The sequence below is a fragment of the Prosthecodimorpha staleyi genome, from assembly GCF_018729455.1.
Taxonomy (GTDB): Bacteria; Pseudomonadota; Alphaproteobacteria; order Rhizobiales; family Ancalomicrobiaceae; genus Prosthecodimorpha; species Prosthecodimorpha staleyi.
Map to the genome: position 1 here is coordinate 1 of NZ_JAHHZF010000019.1, position 23,140 is coordinate 23,140.

At 68.8% G+C, this 23,140-nt stretch carries 20 protein-coding genes and 1 tRNA gene; 13 read left to right on the plus strand and 8 right to left on the minus strand.

Annotation, left to right across the window (positions count from 1 at the left end; genetic code table 11):
* Nucleotides 1–583 precede the first annotated feature (583 nt).
* Nucleotides 584–1,156, plus strand: a complete 573-nt coding sequence (locus KL771_RS26595) for a hypothetical protein (protein ID WP_261971546.1) — start codon at nt 584–586, stop codon at nt 1,154–1,156.
* Between the two features lie 112 nt (nt 1,157–1,268).
* Here KL771_RS26595 and KL771_RS26600 read toward each other — a convergent pair.
* From KL771_RS26600 to KL771_RS26615, 4 genes are all read right to left on the minus strand, one after another.
* Nucleotides 1,269–1,345: transfer RNA gene (locus KL771_RS26600), tRNA-Arg, on the minus strand.
* Nucleotides 1,346–1,749: 404 nt separating this feature from the next.
* Nucleotides 1,750–3,213 (minus strand): sensor histidine kinase, encoded by a 1,464-nt coding sequence (locus KL771_RS26605; RefSeq protein ID WP_261971547.1) that lies wholly within the window; start codon nt 3,211–3,213, stop codon nt 1,750–1,752.
* A gap of 221 nt (nt 3,214–3,434) precedes the next feature.
* Complete coding sequence (locus KL771_RS26610; protein ID WP_261971548.1) at nt 3,435–4,865, minus strand: dihydrolipoyl dehydrogenase family protein; 1,431 nt, start codon at nt 4,863–4,865, stop codon at nt 3,435–3,437.
* Between the two features lie 22 nt (nt 4,866–4,887).
* Entirely contained in the window at nt 4,888–5,634 is a 747-nt protein-coding gene (locus tag KL771_RS26615) for a TVP38/TMEM64 family protein (protein WP_261971549.1), read from the minus strand.
* A gap of 324 nt (nt 5,635–5,958) precedes the next feature.
* Here KL771_RS26615 and rpmH point away from each other — a divergent pair, with 324 nt between their 5' ends.
* The 7 genes from rpmH (at nt 5,959) to KL771_RS26650 (ending at nt 12,532) form a co-directional block, all read left to right on the plus strand.
* Nucleotides 5,959–6,093 carry a 50S ribosomal protein L34 gene (rpmH, locus tag KL771_RS26620; protein WP_054359961.1) on the plus strand — a complete coding sequence of 45 codons (135 nt, stop codon included), beginning with the start codon at nt 5,959–5,961 and terminating at the stop codon, nt 6,091–6,093.
* Nucleotides 6,094–6,129: 36 nt separating this feature from the next.
* Nucleotides 6,130–6,627 (plus strand): ribonuclease P protein component, encoded by a 498-nt coding sequence (gene rnpA / locus KL771_RS26625; protein WP_261971550.1) that lies wholly within the window; start codon nt 6,130–6,132, stop codon nt 6,625–6,627.
* Complete coding sequence (yidC, locus tag KL771_RS26630; protein ID WP_261971551.1) at nt 6,624–8,444, plus strand: membrane protein insertase YidC; 1,821 nt, start codon at nt 6,624–6,626, stop codon at nt 8,442–8,444. Before rnpA ends, yidC begins: the two co-directional genes overlap by 4 nt.
* 6 nt (nt 8,445–8,450) lie before the next feature.
* Nucleotides 8,451–9,230 carry a GTP-binding protein gene (locus tag KL771_RS26635; RefSeq protein WP_261971584.1) on the plus strand — a complete coding sequence of 260 codons (780 nt, stop codon included), beginning with the start codon at nt 8,451–8,453 and terminating at the stop codon, nt 9,228–9,230.
* Between the two features lie 112 nt (nt 9,231–9,342).
* Entirely contained in the window at nt 9,343–10,251 is a 909-nt protein-coding gene (gene argB, locus KL771_RS26640) for an acetylglutamate kinase (RefSeq protein ID WP_054359963.1), read from the plus strand.
* A gap of 131 nt (nt 10,252–10,382) precedes the next feature.
* Nucleotides 10,383–11,129 (plus strand): pyrimidine 5'-nucleotidase, encoded by a 747-nt coding sequence (locus KL771_RS26645; RefSeq protein ID WP_261971585.1) that lies wholly within the window; start codon nt 10,383–10,385, stop codon nt 11,127–11,129.
* Between the two features lie 122 nt (nt 11,130–11,251).
* Entirely contained in the window at nt 11,252–12,532 is a 1,281-nt protein-coding gene (locus KL771_RS26650) for a glycosyltransferase family 87 protein (RefSeq protein ID WP_261971552.1), read from the plus strand.
* Between the two features lie 66 nt (nt 12,533–12,598).
* Here KL771_RS26650 and KL771_RS26655 read toward each other — a convergent pair whose 3' ends face one another.
* On the minus strand, nt 12,599–14,179 hold the full coding sequence (locus KL771_RS26655; protein WP_261971553.1) for an ATP-binding protein: 1,581 nt from the start codon (nt 14,177–14,179) through the stop codon (nt 12,599–12,601).
* 390 nt (nt 14,180–14,569) lie between these two features.
* Here KL771_RS26655 and KL771_RS26660 point away from each other — a divergent pair, with 390 nt between their 5' ends.
* Nucleotides 14,570–15,256, plus strand: a complete 687-nt coding sequence (locus KL771_RS26660; protein WP_261971554.1) for a Crp/Fnr family transcriptional regulator — start codon at nt 14,570–14,572, stop codon at nt 15,254–15,256.
* 126 nt (nt 15,257–15,382) lie between these two features.
* Here KL771_RS26660 and KL771_RS26665 read toward each other — a convergent pair whose 3' ends face one another.
* From KL771_RS26665 to nirJ, 3 genes are read right to left on the minus strand one after another with little or no spacing between them, the layout of a single operon-like run.
* A complete protein-coding gene (locus KL771_RS26665; protein WP_261971555.1) occupies nt 15,383–15,871 on the minus strand; it encodes a hemerythrin domain-containing protein in 489 nt (162 codons plus the stop codon).
* A 35-nt stretch (nt 15,872–15,906) separates the two neighbouring features.
* Complete coding sequence (locus tag KL771_RS26670) at nt 15,907–17,511, minus strand: nitrite reductase (RefSeq protein ID WP_261971556.1); 1,605 nt, start codon at nt 17,509–17,511, stop codon at nt 15,907–15,909.
* Nucleotides 17,486–18,697 carry a heme d1 biosynthesis radical SAM protein NirJ gene (nirJ, locus tag KL771_RS26675; RefSeq protein ID WP_261971557.1) on the minus strand — a complete coding sequence of 404 codons (1,212 nt, stop codon included), beginning with the start codon at nt 18,695–18,697 and terminating at the stop codon, nt 17,486–17,488. The genes KL771_RS26670 and nirJ overlap by 26 nt, the downstream gene beginning before the upstream one ends.
* Nucleotides 18,698–18,883: 186 nt before the next feature.
* On the opposite strand from nirJ, the gene KL771_RS26680 reads away from it, so the two are divergent.
* The 4 genes from KL771_RS26680 (at nt 18,884) to KL771_RS26695 (ending at nt 23,140) form a co-directional block, all read left to right on the plus strand.
* Nucleotides 18,884–20,650 carry a nitrite reductase gene (locus tag KL771_RS26680; protein WP_261971558.1) on the plus strand — a complete coding sequence of 589 codons (1,767 nt, stop codon included), beginning with the start codon at nt 18,884–18,886 and terminating at the stop codon, nt 20,648–20,650.
* Between the two features lie 168 nt (nt 20,651–20,818).
* The gene (gene cobA / locus KL771_RS26685; protein ID WP_261971559.1) at nt 20,819–21,598 is read left to right on the plus strand and encodes a uroporphyrinogen-III C-methyltransferase; all 780 of its coding nucleotides are present in this window, start codon (nt 20,819–20,821) and stop codon (nt 21,596–21,598) included.
* Nucleotides 21,564–21,929, plus strand: coding sequence for a c-type cytochrome (locus tag KL771_RS26690; protein WP_261971560.1), 366 nt, complete (start codon nt 21,564–21,566; stop codon nt 21,927–21,929). The genes cobA and KL771_RS26690 overlap by 35 nt, the downstream gene beginning before the upstream one ends.
* Nucleotides 21,926–23,140, plus strand: coding sequence for a cytochrome D1 domain-containing protein (locus tag KL771_RS26695; RefSeq protein WP_261971561.1), 1,215 nt, complete (start codon nt 21,926–21,928; stop codon nt 23,138–23,140). Before KL771_RS26690 ends, KL771_RS26695 begins: the two co-directional genes overlap by 4 nt.

Genomic DNA, 23,140 nt, shown 5'->3' on the forward strand with positions numbered 1-23,140 from the left:
ACGACTGCCTCCTCTCGAAGGCAACCTTGAATCACGGGAGGTCGAAGAACGGAATCCTATTTGTCAACAGGTCCTAGGCCAATTGCTGCCCACTTTAAGAAGGTACGAAATCCGCGAAATCGAATTGCGAAGTAAATCACCGCAACGGCCACTATCGAAACTGCTAACCACTCCATCGGAAAGCCCTCCGGCACACTATGCGAAAACATTGCGGAATATTATTTTGAGACCGGCGCAATCGACTTCGGATTGTCATCGCCCGCGCTGCGGCAAGCTACGATCCATTTTCGAGATAGGCCATTCGCAGTGGGCTTGAGGTTCCGGCGCCTTTCATGCCGTCCAGCCATGCGCCGTTTGCGTCCCGATACAGAATGCTCGGCATGCGGTCGTGAACCGTCCGCACCTTCCGCACCCCCAACATTGCCGTAAGTTGGCCGGGGAGCCACCAACATCTTCAGGATGATTTACCCGGCGGGCAACTGCTCGCTTAGTTGGTGGAACTCGATCCGTTCTGTACGTTTAAGGTTGCACCGGTGGAGGTTCGCTGCGGGGGTTAGGCAGGAAATTTCGGCGGGAGTAAGCGATGGCTTTGGCACTCGTGGAATCGGGATTGCGGCTCGACATTCATCGTCTGGTGAAGGGTTCGATCCCGGGCGACTGTAGGGCGCAGCTTTGGCAATGGTGGCGCGGAGAAATGCTGTCGGGATCGATTTGTTTTCGCGTGGTGCTGGAGGATGATAGTCGGGCAACACTCATCCTGGACTATTTGCGGAACGGCCGACCGACGCGGCAAGATATCCGGTTGAGGCCCGTGGGGTGTCGCTTCGGTGGGGTCCGGTGGTATGCGGTCTGCCCACGAACCGGCCGACGCGCTTCCAAGCTCTACCTCCCGGCCGGGGAAAGCCGCTTCTTGTCCCGCAATGCGTATGGGCTCGCCTATCGATCGCAGCGCGACTCGGCTGGCTTCTCTCGGGATATCAGCCGGCGCAACCGCCTGCTTGCGAAGCTAAAAGCCGATGATCCGGACTATTGTCCCCGCCCCAAATGGATGCGGACGCGAACCTATAACCGGCTTACTGCTCACCTAGAGGCGATGGAACTCCGATTGGATGGGCATCTAGCCCGGTATGCCAAGCATCTTGGCGCGCTCGCCTAGCCTCTTGCGGCGAATTTGTGCGCCGTGGCGACCCGGTGGCGACCCGGTGAACGAACAGCCAAGATCTAGTCTCTAAGAGACCCAAAATCGCACGATTTTTCAAATGGATAAATGGCGCGCCCGAAAGGATTCGAACCTCTGACCCCCAGATTCGTAGTCTGGTGCTCTATCCAGCTGAGCTACGGGCGCTTGCCGGAGCGGAGGCGCTTGGCCGCCGCGGTGGGGTGTACCTAATCGAGTTCGGACGGCGGCGCAAGGGGGGTGATGAGGTTGCGTGACGGGCCTGTGAATATCGCGGGCCGGCACGACGGCGGGAGGGAACGCCGCCTCCGGTCGCCCCGCGGTGGGGCTGCCGGCGGCCTCGGGCATTGCTGCAGGCTCCGCCGGCGACAGCGCGTCGTCCGGTGTCCAGCGGATGGACTGTTGACAGTTTGGCCCGGATGAATGGTTGACCCTCTTTGAGGGACTGTTGTGTTTGGTCCGCGGTCCGGACCGTTCCCGCGGCGGGCAGCGCGGGCGAGCCTTGCCGCCCCTCGCGCGGCCGCCCCTCCCGCGGCAGCTCGGTCGTGCCGCGCCATCCGCTGCCGGCCGCGTCAGCCGCGATTCGCCTTGCGGCCGGCGCTGCGCAGCTCGACGACGCGGTCAGGGATCCGGATGCGGAAATGGGCGCCGGGGCCGGTCTCGTCGAGATCGATCGTGCCGCCATGGCCGCGGACCAGTTCGGCGCAGATGGCGAGGCCGAGGCCGGTGCCGCCGCGCCGGACGCCGCCCTGGAAGGCGCGGAACAGGTTTTCGCGCGCCCGCGGCGGTACGCCGGGGCCGGTATCGGAGACCCGGATGGTGACCATGCTGCCCTGCCGCTCGGCTTCCACCCGTATGCGCCGGACCAGCGCCGCGTCGGCATCGCCGTCGAGCGCCTGCATGGCGTTGCGCATCAGGTTCATCAGCACGCGCAGCAGATGGTCGGGATCGGCGTCGATCTCCAGCTCGTGCGGGATCGCGACCTCCAGGCGGATGGCGGCATGACTGGAAAGGCCGAGCATCTCGGCGGTGTCGCCGACGAGCCGCTCCAGCGCCACCAGGCGGCGCTCCGGCGGCGCTTCGCGGGCCTTGCCATAGGCGAGCACCGACTGGCTGAAACCGATCGCGCGGTCGAGCGCGGCGACCAGCTTCGGCGCCAGGCGCTGCACGGTCTGGTCTGGAACCGAGGCCAGGCGGTCCGTGATCAGCTGCGCGGAGGCCAGCATGTTGCGCAGGTCGTGGTTGATCTTCGAGACCGCCAGGCCGAGATCGGCCAGGTGGCTCTTCTGCTTCAGCGTGCCGATCAGCTCGCGCTGCAGGCCGGCCAGATGTCGCTCGGCATCGCCGATCTCGTCGGTGCGCCGGCTCGGCGCGACGATCCGGCCCGGATCTTCCGGGTCCTCGCTGAACAGCGCCATGGCCCGGGTCAGGCGCTGCATCGGACGCAGGAACAGCCAGCGCAGGGTGACGTAGACCAGCGAGGCGGTGATGATCGAGATGACCAGCGACAGCCCGAGAATGTTGATCGAGAAGCGCAGCATGGCATGGCGCAGCGGCGTTTCGGGATGCACCAGTTCGATGATTCGGTCGGATCCGGCCGGCGCGCCGAGCACGCGCATGACCCGGCCCTCACCGAAGATCAGCGTGTCGAAGGCATCGTAGATCGCCGTCATCGGGCCGTAGTCGGACAGGTCGTAGTGGCGCGCCACCTCCGGCGGCATCTGGGCCATGGCGACCAGGCGGCGCGCGTTGCCCTCGCGTACCGCGATGATCATGGCGCCCGTGGCGGCGAGCAGGCGATCCTGCACGCTGCGCGGCACGTCGGCGACCTCGCCGAGCGCGATCGCCGCGATATTGGCGGCACCGACCCGGTCGCGCAGCCAGGTGTTGCGAAAATTGGCGATGGAGGGGACGTAGACCAGGATTTCGGCCAGCATCACGAAGACGACCGTCAGGCCGAGCAGCTTTGCCGAAAGCCCGAAGGCCGGCCGCCTTCCATCCGCCTCGGGCGACGCCTCGCGGCTGCCCTCGTCCATGTCCGTCTCCCGTCTCGTGGCCGGCCGGGACGCTTCCCGGGCCGGTCGTCCCGCAGGAGGCGCCGCGATGCGGCTCCGCCGATCGGTCGTGTCGTTCCGGTCGGCGCGAATCGGCCGGAAGACCGGCGCCCGTCCGCGACGGCCCGACCGCCGGATCCTGCCGATGTCGCGTCGATGCGGGGCGAAGCCGGCGAAATTCAGGTCGGCCGCCTGCGTTCGATTCAGCCGAAGCGACGCAGCAGCGAAATGATGCGGCGCAGCCACGGCGAGGTCAAACCCGGCCGGTAGTAGCCGATCGCCGCACGCCGGCCGATCTCGCCGAGGATCGGGTAGGGCGGCACGGCGCGCGCGAAGGCGCCGATGCCGAGCCGGTTGGCGACTGCGAGCGACCAGGCGTTGACGATCTCGCCGGCTTCCGGCGCCGCCACCCCGGCGCCGAGGATGCGGCCGCGTTTCGTCGTGATCACCTTGATCATGCCCTCGCCGGCCCGGTCGGTTCGCGCCCTGTCGGATGCCGCAAGCGGCTCGGCGAGGACGCGGATGCCGTCACCATGCAGGGCGCGCGCCTCGGCCTCGGTCAGGCCGACCTGGCCGATTTCCGGATCCGTATAGGTGACGCGCGGCAGGATGGCGCGATTCTCCGCAACCGGCAGGCGGAACAGGATGGCGCGCAGCACGAGGCCGGCATGGTAGCCGGCGACATGGGTGAAGCGCAGCGGGCCGAGGCCGGCCATGTCGGCGACATCGCCGATCGCATGGACGCGGCGGTTGCTGGTGCGCAAGCCGCGGTCGACCCGGATGCCGGCGGGGCCTTCGTCGATGCCGGCGGCGGCGAGGTCGAGCCCGGCGGTGTTCGGCCGGCGGCCCGCTGCGACCAGGACATGGCTGGCGCCGATCCGCCCGCCGCCCTTGAGGCCGAGCACGATGCCTTCGGCCTCCACGGCGACTTCGGCGACCACCGTCCCCTCGCGCAGGTAGACGCCTTCCCGGCGCAGCCGGTCGAGCGCGAAACGGGCGAGCTCCGTATCCTCGCGGGCCAGCGCACGGCCGGCCTCGATCACCGTGACGGCGGCGCCGAGCCGGCGATGGGCCTGGGCCATTTCGAGCCCGATCGGTCCGCCGCCGATCACCGCGAGGCGGGCGGGCAGGGCGCGCAGGTCGAACAGGCTTTCGTTGGTCAGATACGGGATCGTGTCGAGCCCCGGGATCGCCGGCACGGCCGGGCTCGAGCCGGTGGCGATGACGAAGCGGCGCGCCCGGATGCGGCAATCGCCGGCGATCACCGTCGCGGCGTCCTCGAAGCGGGCGGTGTCGCGCAGCACCGTCACGCCGAGTCCTTCGAAGCGCGCTTGCGAATCGTGCGGCGCGATCGCCGCGATCGTCTCGCGGACATGATCTTGCACGGCGGCGAAATCGATGCGCGGTTCGCCGGCGTCGACCCCAAAGCGCCGGGCGGCCCGGATCGCCTCGGCATGCCGGGCGGCTGCGATCAAGGCTTTGGAGGGCACGCAGCCGGTGTTGAGGCAGTCGCCGCCCATGCGGTGCTGTTCGATCAGCACCACGGGCACGCCGAAGGCGGCGGCGCCGGCGGCGACCGACAGGCCGCCGGAGCCGGCACCGATCACGCAGATGTCGGGGGTCAGGAGTCTCATCGGCGTTGCCGGTACGCGCAGGTCACGGCCGCCGGCGCCGGATCACGCGGATCAGGACCGGCAGCAGGGCGATCAGCCCGAGCGCGGTCAGTCCGATCAGGAGTTCGGGTCCGAGCAGGCTCTTGAGACGCAGACGGCACGTTCCCTCCAGGACGCAGGCCGGTTCGGCTGCGATGATCCGGTCGAGGCCGGCCCCGATCACCGCAAAGGCGATGGTGCCGGGCAGGATGCCCAGAAACGTCGCCAGCGCATAGGGGGCGAGGCGCATGCCGAGAATCGCGGGGGCCAGGTTGACCAGCCAGAAGGGGAACACCGGCACGAGCCGCAGGAACAGGAGATAATTGAAGGCATCCTTCCGGAATCCTTCGGCAAAGCGGGACAGAAACGGCCCCGCCCGGGCCGCCAGCGTTTCGGCCAGCGCCGTGCGCGCCGCCAGAAAGATCAGCACGGCCCCGGTGGTGGCCGAGATCAGCGCGAGCGCGCCGCCGACCAGCCAGCCGAACAGGAAGCCACCGGCAAGCGTCATCAGGATACCGCCGGGAATCGACAGGGCGACCACGCCGACATAAAGGACGACATAGAGGGCGAGCGACCAGGCCATGTGGGCCTGGACCTGTGCCGCCAGGTCGGCCCGGCTCTGCACCAGGGTCGCGAAGGAAAGCGATCGCGGCAATCCGAAAGCCCAGCCGGCCGCCATCAGCGCCAGGATCGCGGCGAGCGGCGCGAACCTGAGCCAGGCGGAGCGGCGGGGGGGGACATCGGATGCCAAGGGGATCTCCGGTCGGGACAACGGGCCGACTGTATCGGAGACGGGGGCCCCCGGAACCCCGCTTCGCGCGGCTGTGACGAGAACTGAACGACCGTGTTCGGCATCCCCCGGCGGCGGACCTCGCGTCTCGCGCCGGGCTCGCGTTGACTTCGCCGGACGCTCCCCCTATAAGCCCCCGACCGGGACGGCTGCCCGTGGGGACGCAAGACGCGTGTCCGCGGAACCGCTCGCGTGCGAGCGGATGGCTCTCCCCTGGAGGCCGCCCTCCCATCCGGACATTGAAGCCCTTGCCAGAGGAGTCGCCTGACCGGCGGCCGAGACCCGATGAAGCGGACCTATCAGCCCTCCAAGCTCGTGCGCAAGCGCCGCCACGGCTTCCGCGCGCGCATGGCCACCGTTGGCGGCCGTCTCGTGATTGCCCGCCGCCGCGCCCGCGGCCGCAAGCGCCTGTCGGCCTGATCCGGTCGCGGCCCGACGGCCGCGCCGGGCCCTGACATGGACCGTTTGAAGAAACGCGCCGAGTTCCTGGCCGTCGCCAAAGGCGCGCGGTCGGCTCGGCGCGCGTTCGTTCTTCAGGCGCTGGTGCCGGGGCTGCCCGATCCCGGTATCGTGTCCGGGGCCGGGGCGGTCGCTTCGCCTGCCGGCCTGCCGGCACCGCGGATCGGCTACACGGTGACCAAGAAGGTCGGCAACGCGGTCGAGCGCAACCGGATCCGCCGGCGTCTGCGCGAGGCCGTGCGGCTCGAAGCGTCCGCCCATGCGCGGCGCGGGGTCGATTACGTCCTGGTCGGCCGGCGCGAGGCTCTCGCCCTGCCGTTCGACCAGCTGCTGTCCGATCTCGAAAGTGCCTTCCGGCAGGTCCATCGCGGACCGCGTCCGGATCGTCGGCCCGGTCCCGTGCCCGATGCACCGGTTCCGGTCGCCGCGGCTCCGGCCGCCTTGCCGCCGGCCGCTCCGTCCCCGCATAGCATCGCACCCGGTGGGACCCGATGATCGACAACCGAAATTACATCATCGCCATTGGTCTCTCGATCCTGATCGTGATCGGGTGGCAGTATTTCGTCATGGGTCCGCGCATGGAGGCCGAGCGGTTGCGCCGGGTCGCCGAGCAGTCGCAGATCCAGACCACCCAGCCCGGCACGCCGGCCACGCCCGGGGCGCCGGCCGCGCCCGCCGGGTCGCCGGCCGGCACCGTCGCCCCGGCGACGACCGCCGCCCAGGTGGTGATGAGCCGCACGGACGCGCTCGCCAAGGATCCGCGCGTCGCCATCGACACGCCGGCGCTCTCCGGTTCGATCAATCTGAAGGGCGCGCGCATCGACGATATCGTGCTCAAGGGCTACCGCGAGTCGGTCGATCCGAAGAGCCCGAATATCGTCCTGCTGGCGCCCGACGCCACGCAGGCGCCCTATTTCGCCGAATTCGGCTGGCTGAACGAGGCCGGCGGCAGCGTCAAGGTGCCGGGTCCCGATGCGGTCTGGCGCCAGGACGGCACCGGCACGCTGTCGGCCACCACGCCGGTCACGCTGGTCTGGGACAATGGCGACGGCCTCGTCTTCCGCCGCACGATCGCGGTCGATGCCAAATACATGTTCACCGTGACCGAGGAGGTGACGGCGACCGGCGACAAGACCGCGCGGCTGCTGCCCTATTCGGCCATGCGCCGGTTCGGCACGCCGACCACGGCCGGCTTCTACATCCTGCATGAAGGCCCGATCGGCGTCTTCGGCGACGAGGGTCTCAAGGAGCCGTCCTACAAGGACCTCGCCGAAAAGAAGAAGATCGAGCAGGCCAAGGTCACCGGCGGCTGGATGGGCTTCGTCGACAAGTACTGGGCCACGGCGATCATTCCGGACAAGGATCGGCAGATGCAGCCGATCTTCGCCTCGCAGAAGCTGGGCGCGGTCGATACCTATCAGACCTTCATGGTCGGCGAGGCGGTCGAGGTCGGCGCGGGCAAGCCTGCGGCATCGTCCTCCCGTGTCTTCGTTGGTGCCAAGGAAGTCGCGACGGTCGACGGCTATGCCGATCAGTTCAAGATCGAGAAATTCGACCGGTTGATCGACTGGGGCTGGTTCTACTTCCTGACCAAGCCGCTCTTCCACGTCATCGACTTCCTGTACAAGTTCCTGGGCAATTTCGGCCTCGCCATCCTGGTCGTCACCGTCATCCTGAAGGGCATCTTCTTCCCGCTTGCCAACAAGTCCTACGACTCGATGAGCAAGATGAAGAAGGTGCAGCCCGAGATGAAGGAGCTGCAGGAGCGCTTCAAAGACGACAAGATGAAGCAGCAGCAGGCCCTGATGGAGCTGTACCGGCGCGAGAAGATCAATCCGCTGTCGGGCTGCCTGCCGATCCTGTTGCAGATCCCGGTCTTCTTCGCGCTCTACAAGGTTCTGTTCGTCACCATCGAGATGCGGCAGGCGCCGTTCTATGGCTGGATCAAGGATCTGGCCGCGCCCGACCCGACCTCGCTGTTCAATCTGTTCGGCCTGATTCCGTGGGATCCGCCCCATGCGCTGATGATCGGCGTCTGGCCGCTGATCATGGGCGTCACCATGTTCGTGCAGATGAAGCTCAACCCGGCGCCGCCGGATCCGACCCAGAAGATGATCTTCGACTGGATGCCGCTGATCTTCACCTACATGCTGGCCTCGTTCCCGGCCGGTCTGGTGATCTACTGGGCGTGGAACAACACGCTGTCGGTGGCGCAGCAGTCGATCATCATGAAGAAGAACGGCGTGAAGATCGAACTCTGGGACAATGTCCGCGGCATGTTCAACCGCTCCAAATCGGCCACGCCGAGCTAGCCGGTGATGATGGGCGAGGACCCGACAGGCTCCGACGATCCGGCCGGCGCCATTCTTGCGGCGGCCGACGCCGCAGAGGCGGCCGACGCGCATCGGGCCGAGCAGGTGCGCATCCTGTTCGCCCGCCCGTGGGCCTTCGACCGCAGCTGCGCCGACCTCGCGCAGCTGCCCGCGCCCGATGCGGCCGAAGTCGCCTTCGCGGGCCGCTCCAATGTCGGCAAGTCGAGCCTGATCAACGCGATCCTCGGCCAGGAGGGGCTCGCCCGCACCTCCAACACGCCCGGCCGCACCCAGCAGCTCAACGTCTTCGTGCCGGCCAAGCCCGACGAGCGCAGCCTGAAGACCTCGCGCCTGTCGAGCGGCGCGCCCAAGCGTCCCGTCGAGGATGCCGGCCTGCGCATCGTCGACATGCCGGGCTACGGCTTCGCCCAGGCGCCCAAGGCCGATGTCGAGGCCTGGACCGCGCTTGTCTTCGACTACTTGCGCGGACGCCCGAACCTGCGCCGCGTCTATGTGCTGATCGACAGCCGCCACGGGCTGAAGCCGATCGATATCGAGGCTCTCAAGATCCTCGACAAGGCTGCGGTCTCCTACCAGATCGTGCTGACCAAGCTCGACAAGATCGCCAAGGAGGCCGACGGCGCTCCCGTCCGCCGCGCCATGGAGGCGGTCGGCGAGGCGATCCGCAAGCGTCCGGCCGCCCATCCGATCGTGCTCGGCACCTCGTCCGAACTGGGCTGGGGCATCGAGACGCTGCGCGATGAAATCGCCGCGCTGGCCGGCTGAGCGGACGCTTCCGGGCAGACCGGACCTGCCGGCGCGCATGGTTGCCCATGACATCCCGATCCCTTAAGAGACCCGCGAACCGCTTTGTGCCGCCGCGTCTCCGGAGCTGCCGATGACCGCCGAAACGCCCGTGAAATCCGAAGCCGAACTGGTGGCCGAGGCCGAGATCCTGTCCAAGGCACTGCCCTACATGCTGCGCTACGACGACAAGACCGTCGTGGTGAAATATGGCGGCCACGCCATGGGCGATCCGGCGCTGGGCCGCGCCTTCGCGGAGGACATCACCCTCCTGAAGCTCGCCGGCGTGAACCCGGTCGTGGTCCATGGCGGCGGGCCGCAGATCAACGCCATGCTGGACCGGCTCGGCATCAAGTCGGAATTCGCCGGCGGCATGCGGGTGACCGACAAGGCGACCGTCGAGGTCGTCGAGATGGTCCTGGCCGGCTCGATCAACAAGGACATCGTGCAGACCATCGGGGAGGCCGGCGGCCGCGCGATCGGATTGACCGGCAAGGACGGCAACATGGTCACGGCGACCAAGATCCGCCGGACCGTGATCGACCCGGCGACCAAGGTCGAGACCGAGGTCGACATGGGCTTCGTCGGCGATCCGCAGATCGTCCGTACCGAAGTGCTCGACGTGATGAAGAAGTCCGAGATCATCCCGGTGCTGGCCCCGATCTGTCCGGGCGAGAACGGCGAGACCTACAACGTCAATGCCGACACCTTCGCGGGCGCGATCGCCGGCGCGCTCGGCGCCGCCCGTCTCCTGTTCCTGACCGACGTGCCCGGCGTGCTCGACAAGGATAAGCGCCTGATCAAGGAACTGACCCGCGCCGAGGCGCAGCGCCTGATCGAGGACGGCACCATCTCGGGCGGCATGATCCCGAAGGTCGAGACCTGCCTGGAGGCGCTCGATCGCGGCGTCGAGGCGGTGGTCATCCTGAACGGCAAGGTGGCGCATGCGGTCCTGCTCGAGCTCTTCACCGAGCACGGCGCCGGCACCCTGATCACGCGCTAGTTCAACTCCGGCGGCCCGAAACCCTTGCGTCCGCGCCCGATCCGGCCGACATATAGTCGTCCGTCCCTCGCCCGTCCCGGGCGGGGGCCTTGGCCGTCTCCCTTGGAGCGGCCGGTTCGATCGGACGCATGATGCTTGCAAGCGACTTCAATCCGGGAACCGAGGCGGCGCCTGCCGATCCGGTAACCCGTTTCGGCCATGTCGAGACCTGGATCTTCGATCTCGACAACACGCTCTATCCCGCGCACACGAACCTGTTCGCCCAGGTCGACGTGCGCATCCGGGACTTCGTGCAGCGTCTCCTCAAGACCAGCCACGACGATGCGCAACGCCTGCAGCGCGACTACTACCGCACCTACGGCACGACGCTGCGCGGCCTGATGATCGAGCACGGCATCTCACCGGACGAATTCCTCGAATATGTCCACGACATCGATCATTCCACTGTGGCGCCCGACCCCGTGCTCGGCGGGGCGATCGAGCGGCTGCCGGGCCGCAAGTTCATCATGACCAACGGTACCCGCCGGCATGCCGAGAAGACCGCGGCGGCGCTCGGCATCCAGCATCATTTCGAGGACATCTTCGACATCGTCGCCGCCGGCCTGCTGCCGAAGCCGCATCGCGAGACCTACGACGCCTTTCTGGGTCTGCACGGCATCGAACCCGCGCGCGCGGCCATGTTCGAGGATCTGGCCCGCAATCTCGCCGTGCCGCATGCGCTCGGCATGCGCACGGTCCTGGTCGTGCCGCAGGGCACCCGCGAGATCTTCCGCGAGGCCTGGGAGATGGAGGGCCGCGACGAGCCGCATGTCGAGTATGTGACCGACGACCTCGCCCATTTTGTCGCCCGTCTGGCGGATGCGCGCGCGGCCGGGTGACGGCCGCCGGTGCGTGACGGCGACAGCCTCGGGAGGGCGACGGGCGGCAGGACCCCGGCCGGCAGCCGAATGTTAAAGCCTTTGCGGTAGGCTGCCTCCAGGTTGGACGGGGACGGTTGCCGATGACGGGCGCAGCGCAGAAGCAGTCGACGATGCCGGCGGGCGGGATCGAGGATCCGTCGGTGACGCTTTGCGCCAAGTACCGGATCGGCCTGATCGTGCTGTTCTTCCTGCTGCTGATCCCGCGCTACGGGGTGGTCGAGGCGATCGCCCCGGGGGTGAAGATCAAGGAACTGGTCGACTTCCACGCCTTCTATATGGTCTCGCAGATGGTTCTGCGCGGCGAGGCGGCGGCGAGCTATGTCTTCCAGGTCCTGTTCGCGGAGCCGGCCTATGCCGAGACGGGCACCTTCATGCCCTGGACCTATCCGCCGCCGGCCCTGCTCCTGGTCGCACCCTTTTCGCTTCTGCCGACCAAGATCGCCTACGTGATCTTCGTCACCGCCAGCCTCGGCCTGTTCCTGTTCGTCATCCATCGCATCGCGGGCCGGGCGAGCGGGCTGGTGCTGGTCGCCATGATGCCGGCCGTTTTGTCCTGCCTCAGCTGCGGCCAGACCGGGTTTCTCGCCGCGGCTCTCCTCGGCCTCGCCGCGCTCGGGCTGATCGAGGGCCGGAGCCGCGCGGGCGCGGCGCTCGGGCTGATGGTGATCAAGCCGCATCTGGCGATCACCTTCGGCCTTGCCGCCCTGACGATGGGTCGCATTCGATTTCTGGCCGTCGCCGTCGCGGTCGGTCTGGCGGCCTGCGCCGCGGCGACGCTCGCCTTCGGCTGGCCGATCTGGACGGCCTTTCTCGGGGCGGTCGGCGACGCCAAGGAGTTCCTGCTGCTCGGCTACTATCCGCTCGTCCGGATGGTCTCGGCCTACGCCTTCCTGAAGACGGCCGGGGTTCCGGCCGAATGGGCCTTGGCGGCCCAGTCGGTCGTGGCGATCGGGATCGCGGGGGCGATCCTCCTGGCGGCCCGGCTCGGCTACACCCCGCGCCAGGTGATCGGCTTCGCCCTGATGGCCGGCGTCACCGTCAGCCCCTATGCCTATGACTACGACATGCCGGTCTACGCGGTCGGGCTGGCCCTTTTGATCGGCGATCTGCTGCGCTGGGGCCATCGGGCCGAGCAGGCCGCCATCTTCGCCCTCGGCTTCTTCGCGTCGACCTACGGCTACGGGCTGACCCTGCTGTGGGGGGCGCTGCATCGGTCGATGGACGAGCCGGGCGCCATGCCGAACACGCCCGCGGCACTGGCCGTCCTCGCCGCGCTGGCGCTCGTCGTCCGGATCATGCTGCGCGCCCGTGCCGGTCGCTCTGCCGAGGGCGCCGCGGTTCCGGTCGCGCTGGCGGCCTGACGGGGCCAAGGTTTTACGGGGCCAAGGATTTACGGGGTCGAGGAACCTGACGGGGCCGCGGATGGTTCATTCCGCCAGTCGCCGCCGTTCCGAACGCCGGCGCGGAACAGGTTCGACGCCCTTCGGGTGACCGGGCGCCGTCCGCCAGCCGACGCCGGCGACGATCACGGAGCGATAGCCGCGGAAATCGACCTCCGTTCGGATGACGCCACGCTCGCCCATGAAGGTCAGCAGCCAGCGGCCGCGAGACGGCGAATGGCTGCCATAAGCCCGCGCCAGATCCTCGTCGGACGGGCAGGGCGCCCGTTCGCGCGCCGCCCGGGCGACGATCAGGAAGACGCTCTGCATCTCCTCGGGCAGGGCCTCGGCGATCTCGATCACCGGCGCCCAGTCGGGATCGGCGGCATCCGAGATGCCGGCACGGGCGAGGTTGAGCCGGCGGCGGAAGGCCGACAGATCCTGGCCGTGATCGGCCAGCCGGTGCACCCGGCAATGCAGCAGGAAATCCTGGTAGACCAGCGGCAGCGGCCGGAACGGCGTCTCCGGATCGGCCAGGACTTCGGCGTAGATCGCCTCGAGTTCCGCCGCCCGCTCTTCGGGACTGCGCGGATCGGGTTCCGGCTCGACGGCCGGCGGCGCCAAGGTCTCGCTGCGGAAGCCTGAGAACTCCGCCTCCGTGCGGCGCTCGGCGGAGGCATCGATGCGCCGGCCGAACGGGCCCGCGATCGCCGTCTGCGGGATCTCGACCGGACGTGGCGCAGCCCGGACCCGTGGCGGCGGGGGCGGCGGGATTTCGGCGCCCGGCTCGAAGATCAGGTCCTGCAGGGCATCCGGTGCGATCTCCGGCATGGCCAGCAGGGAGGGACGGCCGGAGCGCGCCCGGGTCTCGACCGTGCCGATGCGGACTTCGATCGGCCGGCGCGATACGGCCGGGCCGAGGGCGATGAAGCGGCCGGATTCGAGGTCGCGGAAGGCCTCGGCCTGGCGCCGCTCCATGCCGAGCAGGTCGGCCGCACGCGCCATGTCGATATCCAGGAATGTCCGACCCATCAGGAAGTTGGAGGCCTCGGCGGCGACGTTCTTGGCGAGCTTCGCCAGCCGCTGCGTGGCGATGATGCCGGCCAGCCCGCGCTTGCGGCCGCGGCACATCAGGTTGGTCATGGCGCCGAGCGAGATCTTGCGGGCCTCGTCGGCCACGTCGCCGGCGGCGGCGGGCGCGAACAGCTGCGCCTCGTCGACGGCGATCAGCATCGGAAACCAATAGTCCCGGTCGGCGTCGAACAGGCCGTTCAGAAAGGCCGCGGCGCAGCGCATCTGCTCTTCGGCGTCGAGACCCTCCAGGTTCAGCACCACCGAGGCGCGGTGCTGGCGGATGCGGGTGGCGATGCGGGTCAGTTCGCCCGGACTGCGGTCGGCTTCCACCACGACATGGCCGTAGCGGTCGGCGAGAGACACGAAATCGCCTTCCGGATCGATGATCGCCTGCTGCACCGCGCCGGCGCTCTGTTCCAGCAGGCGCCGCAGCAGATGCGATTTTCCGGACCCGGAATTGCCCTGCACCAGGAGCCGGGTCGACAGGAGCTCCTCGAGATCCATGGCGAGCGGCTCGCCGGTCCGGGTCAGCCCAAGTTCGATTCCGACCTTCATTCCACCTCGCCTCGATACTGCCCGATCGCCGGCTCCTACCGGCCGCCCTCTCCGAGTCTCACATGGAGACCCTAGCATGCGGCGGCCTGGGCCAGACCCTGAGCGGGCGTCATCCACAGGAGATCCGGTCCGGCGTGAAGGATTCGGCGGTCCCGTCCGGCGGCAGGGCAGGCCGACATGCCGTGACGTTGCGCCGCAAGAATACCTAGGCGCGACCCGCCATGATCTGCATCAACGCCAATGCCCGCGCGATGAACAAATATGCGTCACACGCGGCGAGGAGGCCGCGTCCAGAAGCAACGACGCTGTCGTGCCGCCGCGCCTTTTCAAGGGCGTGCCGCGGACCCGAAGGACGGCCCCGGATCGAGGGGCCGAAGGGGGGACAGGTCGATGGCTTATGCCGCTCACGATGACAAGCAGTTCGTCTGCACGATGCCGGTCTTCCGCGGGGTCGCACCGGACCTGCTGGCGCGGGTCTGGGACCGGCGGCTTCCGGCGGTGTTCGAGCCCGGCACGGTGCTGTTTCAGCAGGGCGACCCGGCAGCCCATCTCTACATCATGCTCGAGGGCACCGTGAAGGTCGTGCGCCAGCAGGAGGACGGCAGCGAGGCGCTGATCAGCGTTCTCGGCCGGGGCGACACCATCGCCGAATGCTCCTACTGCGCCCGCGAGACCTACACCTTTTCGGCCGAAGCGGTGACCCGCGCCCGCCTGCTCCCGGTCGGCGTCGACACCATCGCCGATTGCGTCGCGCGCGATCCGGGCTTTGCGCTCGTGCTCCTGCGGCTGCAGCAGCGCAATCTCGAATTGCTGGTCGATCAGGTCGAGCAGATGAAGCTCAAGACCGCGGCCCAGCGCGTCGCCCTGTTCATTCTGCGCCAGCGCCGCGGCCAGACCGGAGCGGCCGTGGTCGAACTGCCCTACGAGAAGGCGCTGATCGCCCAACTGCTCGGCATGAATCCGGAGAGCTTTTCGCGCGCGCTCGCCAAGCTGCGCGAACTCGGCGTCGCGGTTGAGGGCCGCAGCATCCGCATCGGCTCCGTCGCCCGCCTGCAGGCCTTCGCCCGCAGCGAATGATGCCGGTGTCGCGCCGGCGCCCGCTCCCTGCGGCCGGGGCGCGCCGGGGCGGGGCTCGTCGGCACGATCCCGCGGGTCACGAGATCCGATCGATCGCGCAATGTTGCGGATCGCCGGTCCGGCGGATCAGGCGATGCCGGAGACCAGCGCCAGGCCGATCCGCTGCTGGTCGTTCCAGTCCCGGCTGAGCCGGTCCAATCCCTCATAGAGACCGCGCCAGGTGCGGCAGGCGAAGGCGGGCGGCACGAATCCCCCGGTGAGTTGGCCGAGCGCGGCGAATCGTGCCGTCACGCCGGCCTGCGCGTCGGCCAGGGCCCGGGCGGGTTCGCGGGCGGCGGCCCGCTGACCCGCCACGACCAGGGGCAGGATCACCTGCTCGGTGCGGTCGAACTGTTCGATCACCTCATTGAAGAGGTCGCCGACGACCAGCGACAGGCCGAGCGGGCATTCCGGCAGGTCGCCGTGATGGGTCTCGACCCGTTCCGCAAGGGCCAGCAGTTCCGGGAACAGGGCGCGGATCGGGGCGTGGTAGTGTTCGACCAGATGGCGGGCGAGGGCTGCGGGGTCGTCGGCCAGTGCCGCGGCGGCTTCGGGAAGTGCGGGGGGGACGGCCATGCGATGCGGGCTCCTGGACCCTGGCGCGGGGAGGCTCAATGGCTGGTCCCCTCGGAGAAGCGGATCTTGTTGAAGACGTTGTATTTCCCGACCGGCTTCCGCATCGGCAGCCTCGTGCGTTCCTCGAGCGTCGCCGCATCGTAGACGACGAGCGCGCCGTCCTGGTCCCAAACCGAGACCAGGGCATGGCGCCCGCTCCGGTCGAATTCGGTATGGGCGGCGATCTTGCCGGGCGCGGGCGTCAGCACGCGCTCCACCTCCAGCGTGCGCTTGTCGATGATCTGCATGCCGTCCGAGGCCTTGCCCATCATGGCGTCGGCCCAGATATAGGGCGTCTGCTCGTGGCTTCTGAGGAAGAAGCCGGGACCGGCGGTCTCGATCGTCCTGACCACCGTCCAGTCGGCCGTATCGATGATCGAGATGCGGCCTTCGTTCAGATGCGGCGCGGCGATCACGCGGCGCCCCTGCCAGGTGAAGCCGATGCCGGCGCCGAGATGCGGCATGCCGGGCATCGGCACCGTGGCGATGGTCCGCCCGACATTCAGGTTGACGACCAGGGCGCGACCGCCCTCGCGCGCCGCGCCGAGCAGGTGGCGATAGCCGCGATCGAAGAAGAAGTCGTCGATCGGCTCCTCGACGGCGATCCGGCGCAGCGCGAACAGGCCGGCCGAGGCGGGCAGGGCCTCGGCCATGCCCTTCTCGTAATTGTGCACCAGCCCGGTGAAGACCGGCGCGGCCGCCGGATCGGTGGCGATCTCCCAGATCTCGGGCACGTCCTTCAAGGCGGCGATGAAGCTGTTGCGGTCCGGGGCCTGATAGACGGCGGAAACCCGCGACGGCACCTTGCGGGCGTCGCCGGCCTCGAAGATGCGGACCGGCTCCAGCGTCTCGGCGGAGAGCAGCACCAGCGTGCCGGGCAGATAGTTGGCGGCGGCGATCCAGCGGCCGTCGGCCGACAGCGCGATGTTGCGCATGTTGATGCCGGCGCGTACCTCTGCGACCGTGGACAGCGTCCAAAGATCGTATTTGCTGATCCAGCCGTCGCGCGAGCCGAAGAAGACGTAACGGCCGTCCGGCGTGAATTTCGGCCCGCCATGCAGCGCATAGCGCGACGGGAAGCGGGCGAGCGGCGCGAAGCGGTCGCCGTCCAGGATGGTGACATGGTGGTCGCCGGCCTCGACGACGACGAAGAGGTTGAGCGGATCGGCCGCGAAGACCGGCTTCGCCGCCGCCGGGGCCGGGTGGACCACCCGGCTGGCGCGGATGTCGGCCTCGCTCCAGGTCGGCATCACGGCCGGCGCCTTGCCGACGAACGCCGCGAGTGCGGCGATCTGGTCCTTGTCCAGGCTGTCGGCGAAGGCCGGCATCTGCGTGGCCGGCCGGCCGTTGGCGACGGTCCGGGCGATGTCGGCGGGCTTCAGCCGGCCGAGCGAGACCGGCAGCAGCGCCGGCCCCTGGCCGCCGAGGCGCGTCTCGCCGTGGCAGGCGGCGCAGTGCGTGGCGTAGAGGGCGGCGGCGTCCGGCGGGATGCCGTCCGATGCACCGGCGGTCGGTTCGGCGGCGCCGGCCACGGCCGTGGCGAGCGCGAGCCAGAGGGCGGCGGCCGCCGCCCGCTCAGGCGATGAGCGAAGGCGCTTCATGGCGCTGTCCCCGATAGGGCGTGACGGTGACGCGGTCGCGTGCGGCGTCGAGGCCGATCTCGCGGTCGTCCAGATAGCAGGCCGGATCCTCGGCGAAGGGGTCGCCGGTCAGCCGCCAGGCACGTACCCGGGTGTTGCCGCCGCAGAGATGGAAGTGGCGGCATTGGCCGCAGCGCCCCGAGATCCGGCGCGGTCGCTGCTTCAGACCGCGCATCAGCGGATCGGCGGTATCCGCCCAGATCGCCCCGAACGGGCGGTCCTTGACGTTGCCGAGGCTGTAGTCCCACCAGAAGGTGTCCGGGTGGACCTGGCCGAGATTGTCGATATTGGCGACGCCGACGCCGGACGCATTGCCGCCCCAGGCGGCCAGCCGTGCTTCGAGGTCCGCGGCCCGCTCGGGCATGCGCTCGCGCGCCCACATCAGCAGGAGCACGCCGTCGGCATCGTTGTTGCCGGTGACATATTCGCGGTCGGCACCGGCCAGGACATCCGCCCAGGCGGTTTCGATCAGCGTCGTGACGGCGGCGCGGGTGGCGCGATGGGCGGCGTCCTCGGCGCGGTTCTTGTTGCCGCGCCCGGCATAGACCAGATGCGACAGATAGAACTTGGTGCAGGCCTCCGCCTTCATCAGGTCGAGCAGATCGGGGAAGCTGGCCGCATTGTCGGCCGTCATGGTGTAGCGCAGGCCGACGCGGACGCCGCAGTCCGACAGGTGGCGGATGCCGGCGAGCGAGGCCGCATAGGCACCCTCCTGTCCGCGGAAGCGGTCGTGCACCGCGCCGATCCCGTCCAGGCTGACGCCGACATAGTCGAACCCGGCAGCCGCGATCCGTCCGGCCGTGGCGGCGTCGATCAGGGCGCCGTTCGAGGACAGCGACATGGCGAAGCCCATGTCCTTGCCGTGCCGGGCGATCTCGAACAGGTCCGGCCGCATCAGCGGTTCGCCGCCGGACAGGATGATGGCGGGAACGCCGGCGGCCTTCAGGTCGGCCATCACGGCCTTGACCTCGGCGGTGCTCAGCTCGCCGGGGAAATGGACATCGCCGGAGACCGAATAGCAGTGCCGGCAAAGCAGGTTGCAGCGGCGGATCAGGTTCCAGATCACCACCGGTCCGGCGGCGGGTCGCGCCGGGCGCATCGGGCCGGGCCGGTGCAGGTCGCGCAGGAAATGGGTCAGGCGAAACATCGCGAAGTCTCCGATCATCGGGGCGGAGACTAGCGGCCGGCCGCGGCGGCCGACTTGACGAATGAGAAGTGGCGGGCGCCCGGCGCCGTACCCCCGTGGCTTTCCGGACCCTTATCAAACGTCAAGGCGACCGGTCGGTGCCGAGCGGACCTTCCGCCCCGTACTCGACGACAAGAGGGTCGCGACATGCCACGCCATATCGACCGGTCCAGGGCCCGCCTCATCGGCAGTGCCGCCATGCTGATCGGACTTGCCTTCGCTACCGCGGCGAACGCCGCAGACACCGCGCCGGACAACAAGCGGCACGATTCCTCCCCGGCCGACCAATACCAGCCGAGCCTGCAGGGCATCGATGCCGCCGCGCTCGCCCAGCCGGGCACGCGCCCCGGCGATCCGGTCCTGACCAAGGAGGAGTTTACCCGCGCCAACCAGATCTATTTCGAGCGCTGCGCCGGCTGCCACGGCGTGCTGCGCAAGGGCGCGACCGGCAAGCCGCTGACGACCGACGTCACCCGCCAGAACGGCTACGACTATCTGCGCGATTTCATCACCTACGGATCGCCCGCCGGCATGCCCAACTGGGGCACGTCGAACGAGCTGTCCAAGGCCGATATCGACCTGATGGCGCGCTACCTGCTGAACGAGCCGGCGCAGCCGCCGGAATTCGGAATGACCGAGATGAAGGCGACCTGGAAGGTCGTCGTCCCGGTCGACCAGCGGCCGACCAAGCAGATGAACAAGCTCGATCTCGACAACGTCTTCTCGGTCACGCTGCGCGACACCGGCGAGGTCGCCCTGATCGACGGCGCATCGAAGCAGATCGTGACGCGGATCAAGACCGGCTATGCGGTCCACATCTCGCGCATCTCGGCCTCGGGCCGCTACCTGTTCGTGATCGGCCGCGATGCCAAGATCAACCTGATCGATCTGTGGCTGGAGATGCCCGCCACCGTCGCCGAACTCAAGGTCGGCAACGAGGCGCGCTCGGTCGAAACCTCGAAATACAAGGGCTTCGAGGACAAGTATGCGATCGCCGGGTCCTATTGGCCGCCGCAATACGTGATCATGGACGGCGCCACGCTCGAGCCGCTGAAGATCGTCTCGACCCGCGGCATGGTCTATGACGAGCAGACCTACCATCCCGAGCCGCGCGTCGCCTCGATCGTGGCCTCGCACTTCAAGCCGGAATTCCTGGTCAACATCAAGGAGACCGGCAAGATCCGGCTGGTCGACTATTCCGACATCAAGAACCTGCGCGAAACCGAGATCGAGGCCGAACGCTTCCTGCATGACGGCGGCTTCGATGCGACCAAGCGCTACTTCATGGTCGCCGCCAACGCCCGCAACAAGGTCGCGGTCGTCGACATGAAGGAATCCAAGCTCGTCAAGGTGATCGACACCAAGGGCGACAAGCCGCATCCGGGCCGCGGTGCCAATTTCGTCCACCCGAAATTCGGCCCGGTCTGGGCGACCAGCCATCTCGGCGACGAGACCGTCTCGCTGATCGGCACCGATCCGGCGAAGCATCCGAAGGAGGCCTGGACGGTGGTCCAGACGCTCGCCGGCCAGGGCGGCGGCTCGCTGTTCATCAAGACCCATCCGAAGTCGCACTATCTCTACGTCGACACGACGCTCAATCCCGAGCCCGAGATCTCCTCCTCGGTGGCCGTGTTCGACATCGAACAGCTCGGTCAGGACAAGCCGAAATACAAGGTCCTGCCGATCGGCGAATGGTCCGGCATCAAGGAAGGCCAGCGCAGGGTCGTGCAGGGCGAGTTCAACAAGGACGGCACCGAGGTCTGGTTCTCGGTCTGGAACGGCAAGGCGCAGGAATCGGCCATCGTGGTGGTCGACGACAAGACGCTGACCCTCAAGAAGGTGATCAAGGACAAGAACATGATCACCCCGACGGGCAAGTTCAACGTCCTCAACACCCGCGACGACATCTACTGATCTGGCGGCTTGCGATCGGTCTCCTTCCGCGTGGCGGAACGCGCGGGGGGATGGCCGGTCCCCCGAACCCGACCGGCGCCGCAACCCTGTCGCGCCGGACCTGCCCGGCCGGAGCCTTGCGCGCCGGCCGGGCCCTATTCCCCGCAAGGTCGAACGGGAGACGACCTCATGCCCTCCACCGGAACAGTCCATCTGGTCGGCGCCGGACCCGGCGATCCCGACCTCCTCACCCTGAAGGCTCTGCGCCTGATCGCCCATGCCGACGTGATCGTGCATGACCGGCTGGTCTCCGACGCGATCCTGAGCCTCGCCAATCCGCGCGCCACGCTGATCGATGTCGGCAAGCGGCCGAAGCGCCACACCCTGCCGCAGGAGGCGATCAACCGACTGCTCGTCGAACAGGCCCGCGCCGGGCGCATGGTGGTCCGCCTGAAGGGCGGCGACCCCTTCGTATTCGGGCGCGGCGGCGAGGAGGCGATGGATCTGGCCGCCGCCGGCATCGCCTGCGAGGTGGTGCCCGGCATCACGGCGGCGCAGGGCGCGGCCGCGAGCCTGGGCGTGCCGCTGACCCATCGCGGCGTCGCCGAGCACGTCACCTATCTGACCGGCCATTGCCGGTCCGACAAGCCGCTCGATTTCGACTTCGCCAAGCTGGCCGACCCGAACGGCACCCTGGTCGTCTATATGGGCCTGGCCACGATCGGCGAGATGGCCGCACGCCTCATCGAGCACGGCCTCGGTGCCGAGACGCCGGTCCTGGTGGTCGAACGGGCCACAACGGCCGGCGAGCGCCGCCATCTGAGCGCGCTCGGCCAGGTCGCCGCCGATACGCAGGCGCTTGGCTTCGAGGGGCCGACCCTGTTCTTGATCGGGCGGGTCGCGGGGCTCGCCCTGGCGCTCGGGAGGCTCGGCGATGCGGACGCCGCCTTCGCCGTCGCGGCGCAGTAGCCCGGCGGCGGTTCCCGGCGCGGTGCTGGCGATCGTTCTGGCCGTCCTCGCGCTCGGCCCCGTCCTGCCGCGCGCCGCCGAGCCGCGTGCGGTCCGTCCGCTCGAGGACCTGGTCCGCCAGGATTGCGGCTCCTGCCATGGCCTGACGCTGAAGGGCGGGCTCGGCCCGCCGCTGCTGCCGGCCGCGCTCGACGGCAAGCCCGCCGAGGCCCTCGCCGAGGTCATCCTCGACGGCATTCCCGGAACCCCCATGCCGCCCTGGCGCGGCCTCCTCGACGACGGGGAGGCGCGCCGCATCGCCGCCATGCTCAAGAAGGGCCTTGCCCCATGACCGCTCCTGCCGCATCCCGCCGCGCCCTCCTCGCCGGTCTCGCCGGCGCTCTCGCGGCCCCCGCCGCCACCGGCATCGCCCGGGCCGCCGATGCCCCGGCCCTGCGCGGCACCGGCGATCTCGGTCTCGTCATCGAACGCGCCGCCGGCGCCGTCCTGCTGGTCGAGACCACCGGCCGCAGCCGGCTCGCCCGCATCGACGGGCTCGGCGATCTCTCCCATGCCTCGGTCTGCTTCTCGCGCGACGAGCGCTACGCCTATCTGTTCGGGCGCGACGGCGGCCTGACCAAGATCGACATGCTCGCCGCCCGCATCGACCGGCGCATCGTCCAGGCCGGCAATGCGATCGGCGGCGCGATTTCCGACGACGGCACGCTGGTGGCGGTCTCCAACTACGAGCCGGGCGGGGTGCGCATCTTCGATGCCGCGACGCTGGCGCCGGTCGCCGACATTCCGGCCGTGGACAGCCGCGGCAACCGCTCCAAGACGGTCGGGCTGGTCGACATCCCGTTCCGCGGTTTCGCCTGGTCGCTCTATGAGGGCGGCGAGATCTGGGTCGCCGATTTCTGGAACCGCGGCAACAGCCCGAAGCTCACCCGGATCTTCGATATCGGCCGGCTGCCCTATGACGGCGTCGTCACCGCCGACGGCCGGCACTATGTCGCCGGGCTGTTCGGCGAGGATGCGCTGATCCGGGTCGATCTCTGGGCCGACAGCCTGAAGCCCGAGCGTGTGCTGGCCGGCTACGGCAAGGGCGAGGCGCCGCTGCCGGTCTACAAGATGCCGCATCTGGAGGGCTGGGCGGCGGTCGGCGACCGCCTGCTCATCCCGGCGGTCGGCCGTCACGAGGTCCTGGTGGTCGATCGGGAGCGCTTCGCGCCCGTCGCCGCCATCCCGGTGCACGGCCAGCCGGTCTTCATCGTCGCGCGGCCCGACGGCCGGCAGGCCTGGGTCAACTTCGCCCATCCGCTCAACGACACCGTCCAGGTGATCGACATTCCCTCGCTCACGGTGGTGCACGGCTTCATGCCCGGCCCGGCCGTGCTGCATCTCGAATTCACCCCGCGCGGGCACGAGGTCTGGATCTCGGTGCGCGATGCCGACCGGGTCGACATCCACGAGACGCGTAGCTTCGGCAAGGTCGGCGAGGTGGCGGCCGCAAAACCGTCCGGCATCTTCTTCACCCCGCGCGCCCACCGGATCGGGGTCTAG

Coding starts and splice junctions, on each gene's coding strand:
- KL771_RS26595 (WP_261971546.1), top strand. CDS start 584: ATGGCTTTGGCACTCGTGGAATCGGGATTGCGGCTCGACATTCATCGT.
- KL771_RS26605 (WP_261971547.1), bottom strand. CDS start 3,213: ATGGACGAGGGCAGCCGCGAGGCGTCGCCCGAGGCGGATGGAAGGCGG.
- KL771_RS26610 (WP_261971548.1), bottom strand. CDS start 4,865: ATGAGACTCCTGACCCCCGACATCTGCGTGATCGGTGCCGGCTCCGGC.
- rpmH (WP_054359961.1), top strand. CDS start 5,959: ATGAAGCGGACCTATCAGCCCTCCAAGCTCGTGCGCAAGCGCCGCCAC.
- rnpA (WP_261971550.1), top strand. CDS start 6,130: ATGGACCGTTTGAAGAAACGCGCCGAGTTCCTGGCCGTCGCCAAAGGC.
- yidC (WP_261971551.1), top strand. CDS start 6,624: ATGATCGACAACCGAAATTACATCATCGCCATTGGTCTCTCGATCCTG.
- KL771_RS26635 (WP_261971584.1), top strand. CDS start 8,451: ATGATGGGCGAGGACCCGACAGGCTCCGACGATCCGGCCGGCGCCATT.
- argB (WP_054359963.1), top strand. CDS start 9,343: ATGACCGCCGAAACGCCCGTGAAATCCGAAGCCGAACTGGTGGCCGAG.
- KL771_RS26645 (WP_261971585.1), top strand. CDS start 10,383: ATGCTTGCAAGCGACTTCAATCCGGGAACCGAGGCGGCGCCTGCCGAT.
- KL771_RS26650 (WP_261971552.1), top strand. CDS start 11,252: ATGACGGGCGCAGCGCAGAAGCAGTCGACGATGCCGGCGGGCGGGATC.
- KL771_RS26655 (WP_261971553.1), bottom strand. CDS start 14,179: ATGAAGGTCGGAATCGAACTTGGGCTGACCCGGACCGGCGAGCCGCTC.
- KL771_RS26660 (WP_261971554.1), top strand. CDS start 14,570: ATGGCTTATGCCGCTCACGATGACAAGCAGTTCGTCTGCACGATGCCG.
- KL771_RS26665 (WP_261971555.1), bottom strand. CDS start 15,871: ATGGCCGTCCCCCCCGCACTTCCCGAAGCCGCCGCGGCACTGGCCGAC.
- KL771_RS26670 (WP_261971556.1), bottom strand. CDS start 17,511: ATGAAGCGCCTTCGCTCATCGCCTGAGCGGGCGGCGGCCGCCGCCCTC.
- nirJ (WP_261971557.1), bottom strand. CDS start 18,697: ATGTTTCGCCTGACCCATTTCCTGCGCGACCTGCACCGGCCCGGCCCG.
- KL771_RS26680 (WP_261971558.1), top strand. CDS start 18,884: ATGCCACGCCATATCGACCGGTCCAGGGCCCGCCTCATCGGCAGTGCC.
- cobA (WP_261971559.1), top strand. CDS start 20,819: ATGCCCTCCACCGGAACAGTCCATCTGGTCGGCGCCGGACCCGGCGAT.
- KL771_RS26690 (WP_261971560.1), top strand. CDS start 21,564: ATGCGGACGCCGCCTTCGCCGTCGCGGCGCAGTAGCCCGGCGGCGGTT.
- KL771_RS26695 (WP_261971561.1), top strand. CDS start 21,926: ATGACCGCTCCTGCCGCATCCCGCCGCGCCCTCCTCGCCGGTCTCGCC.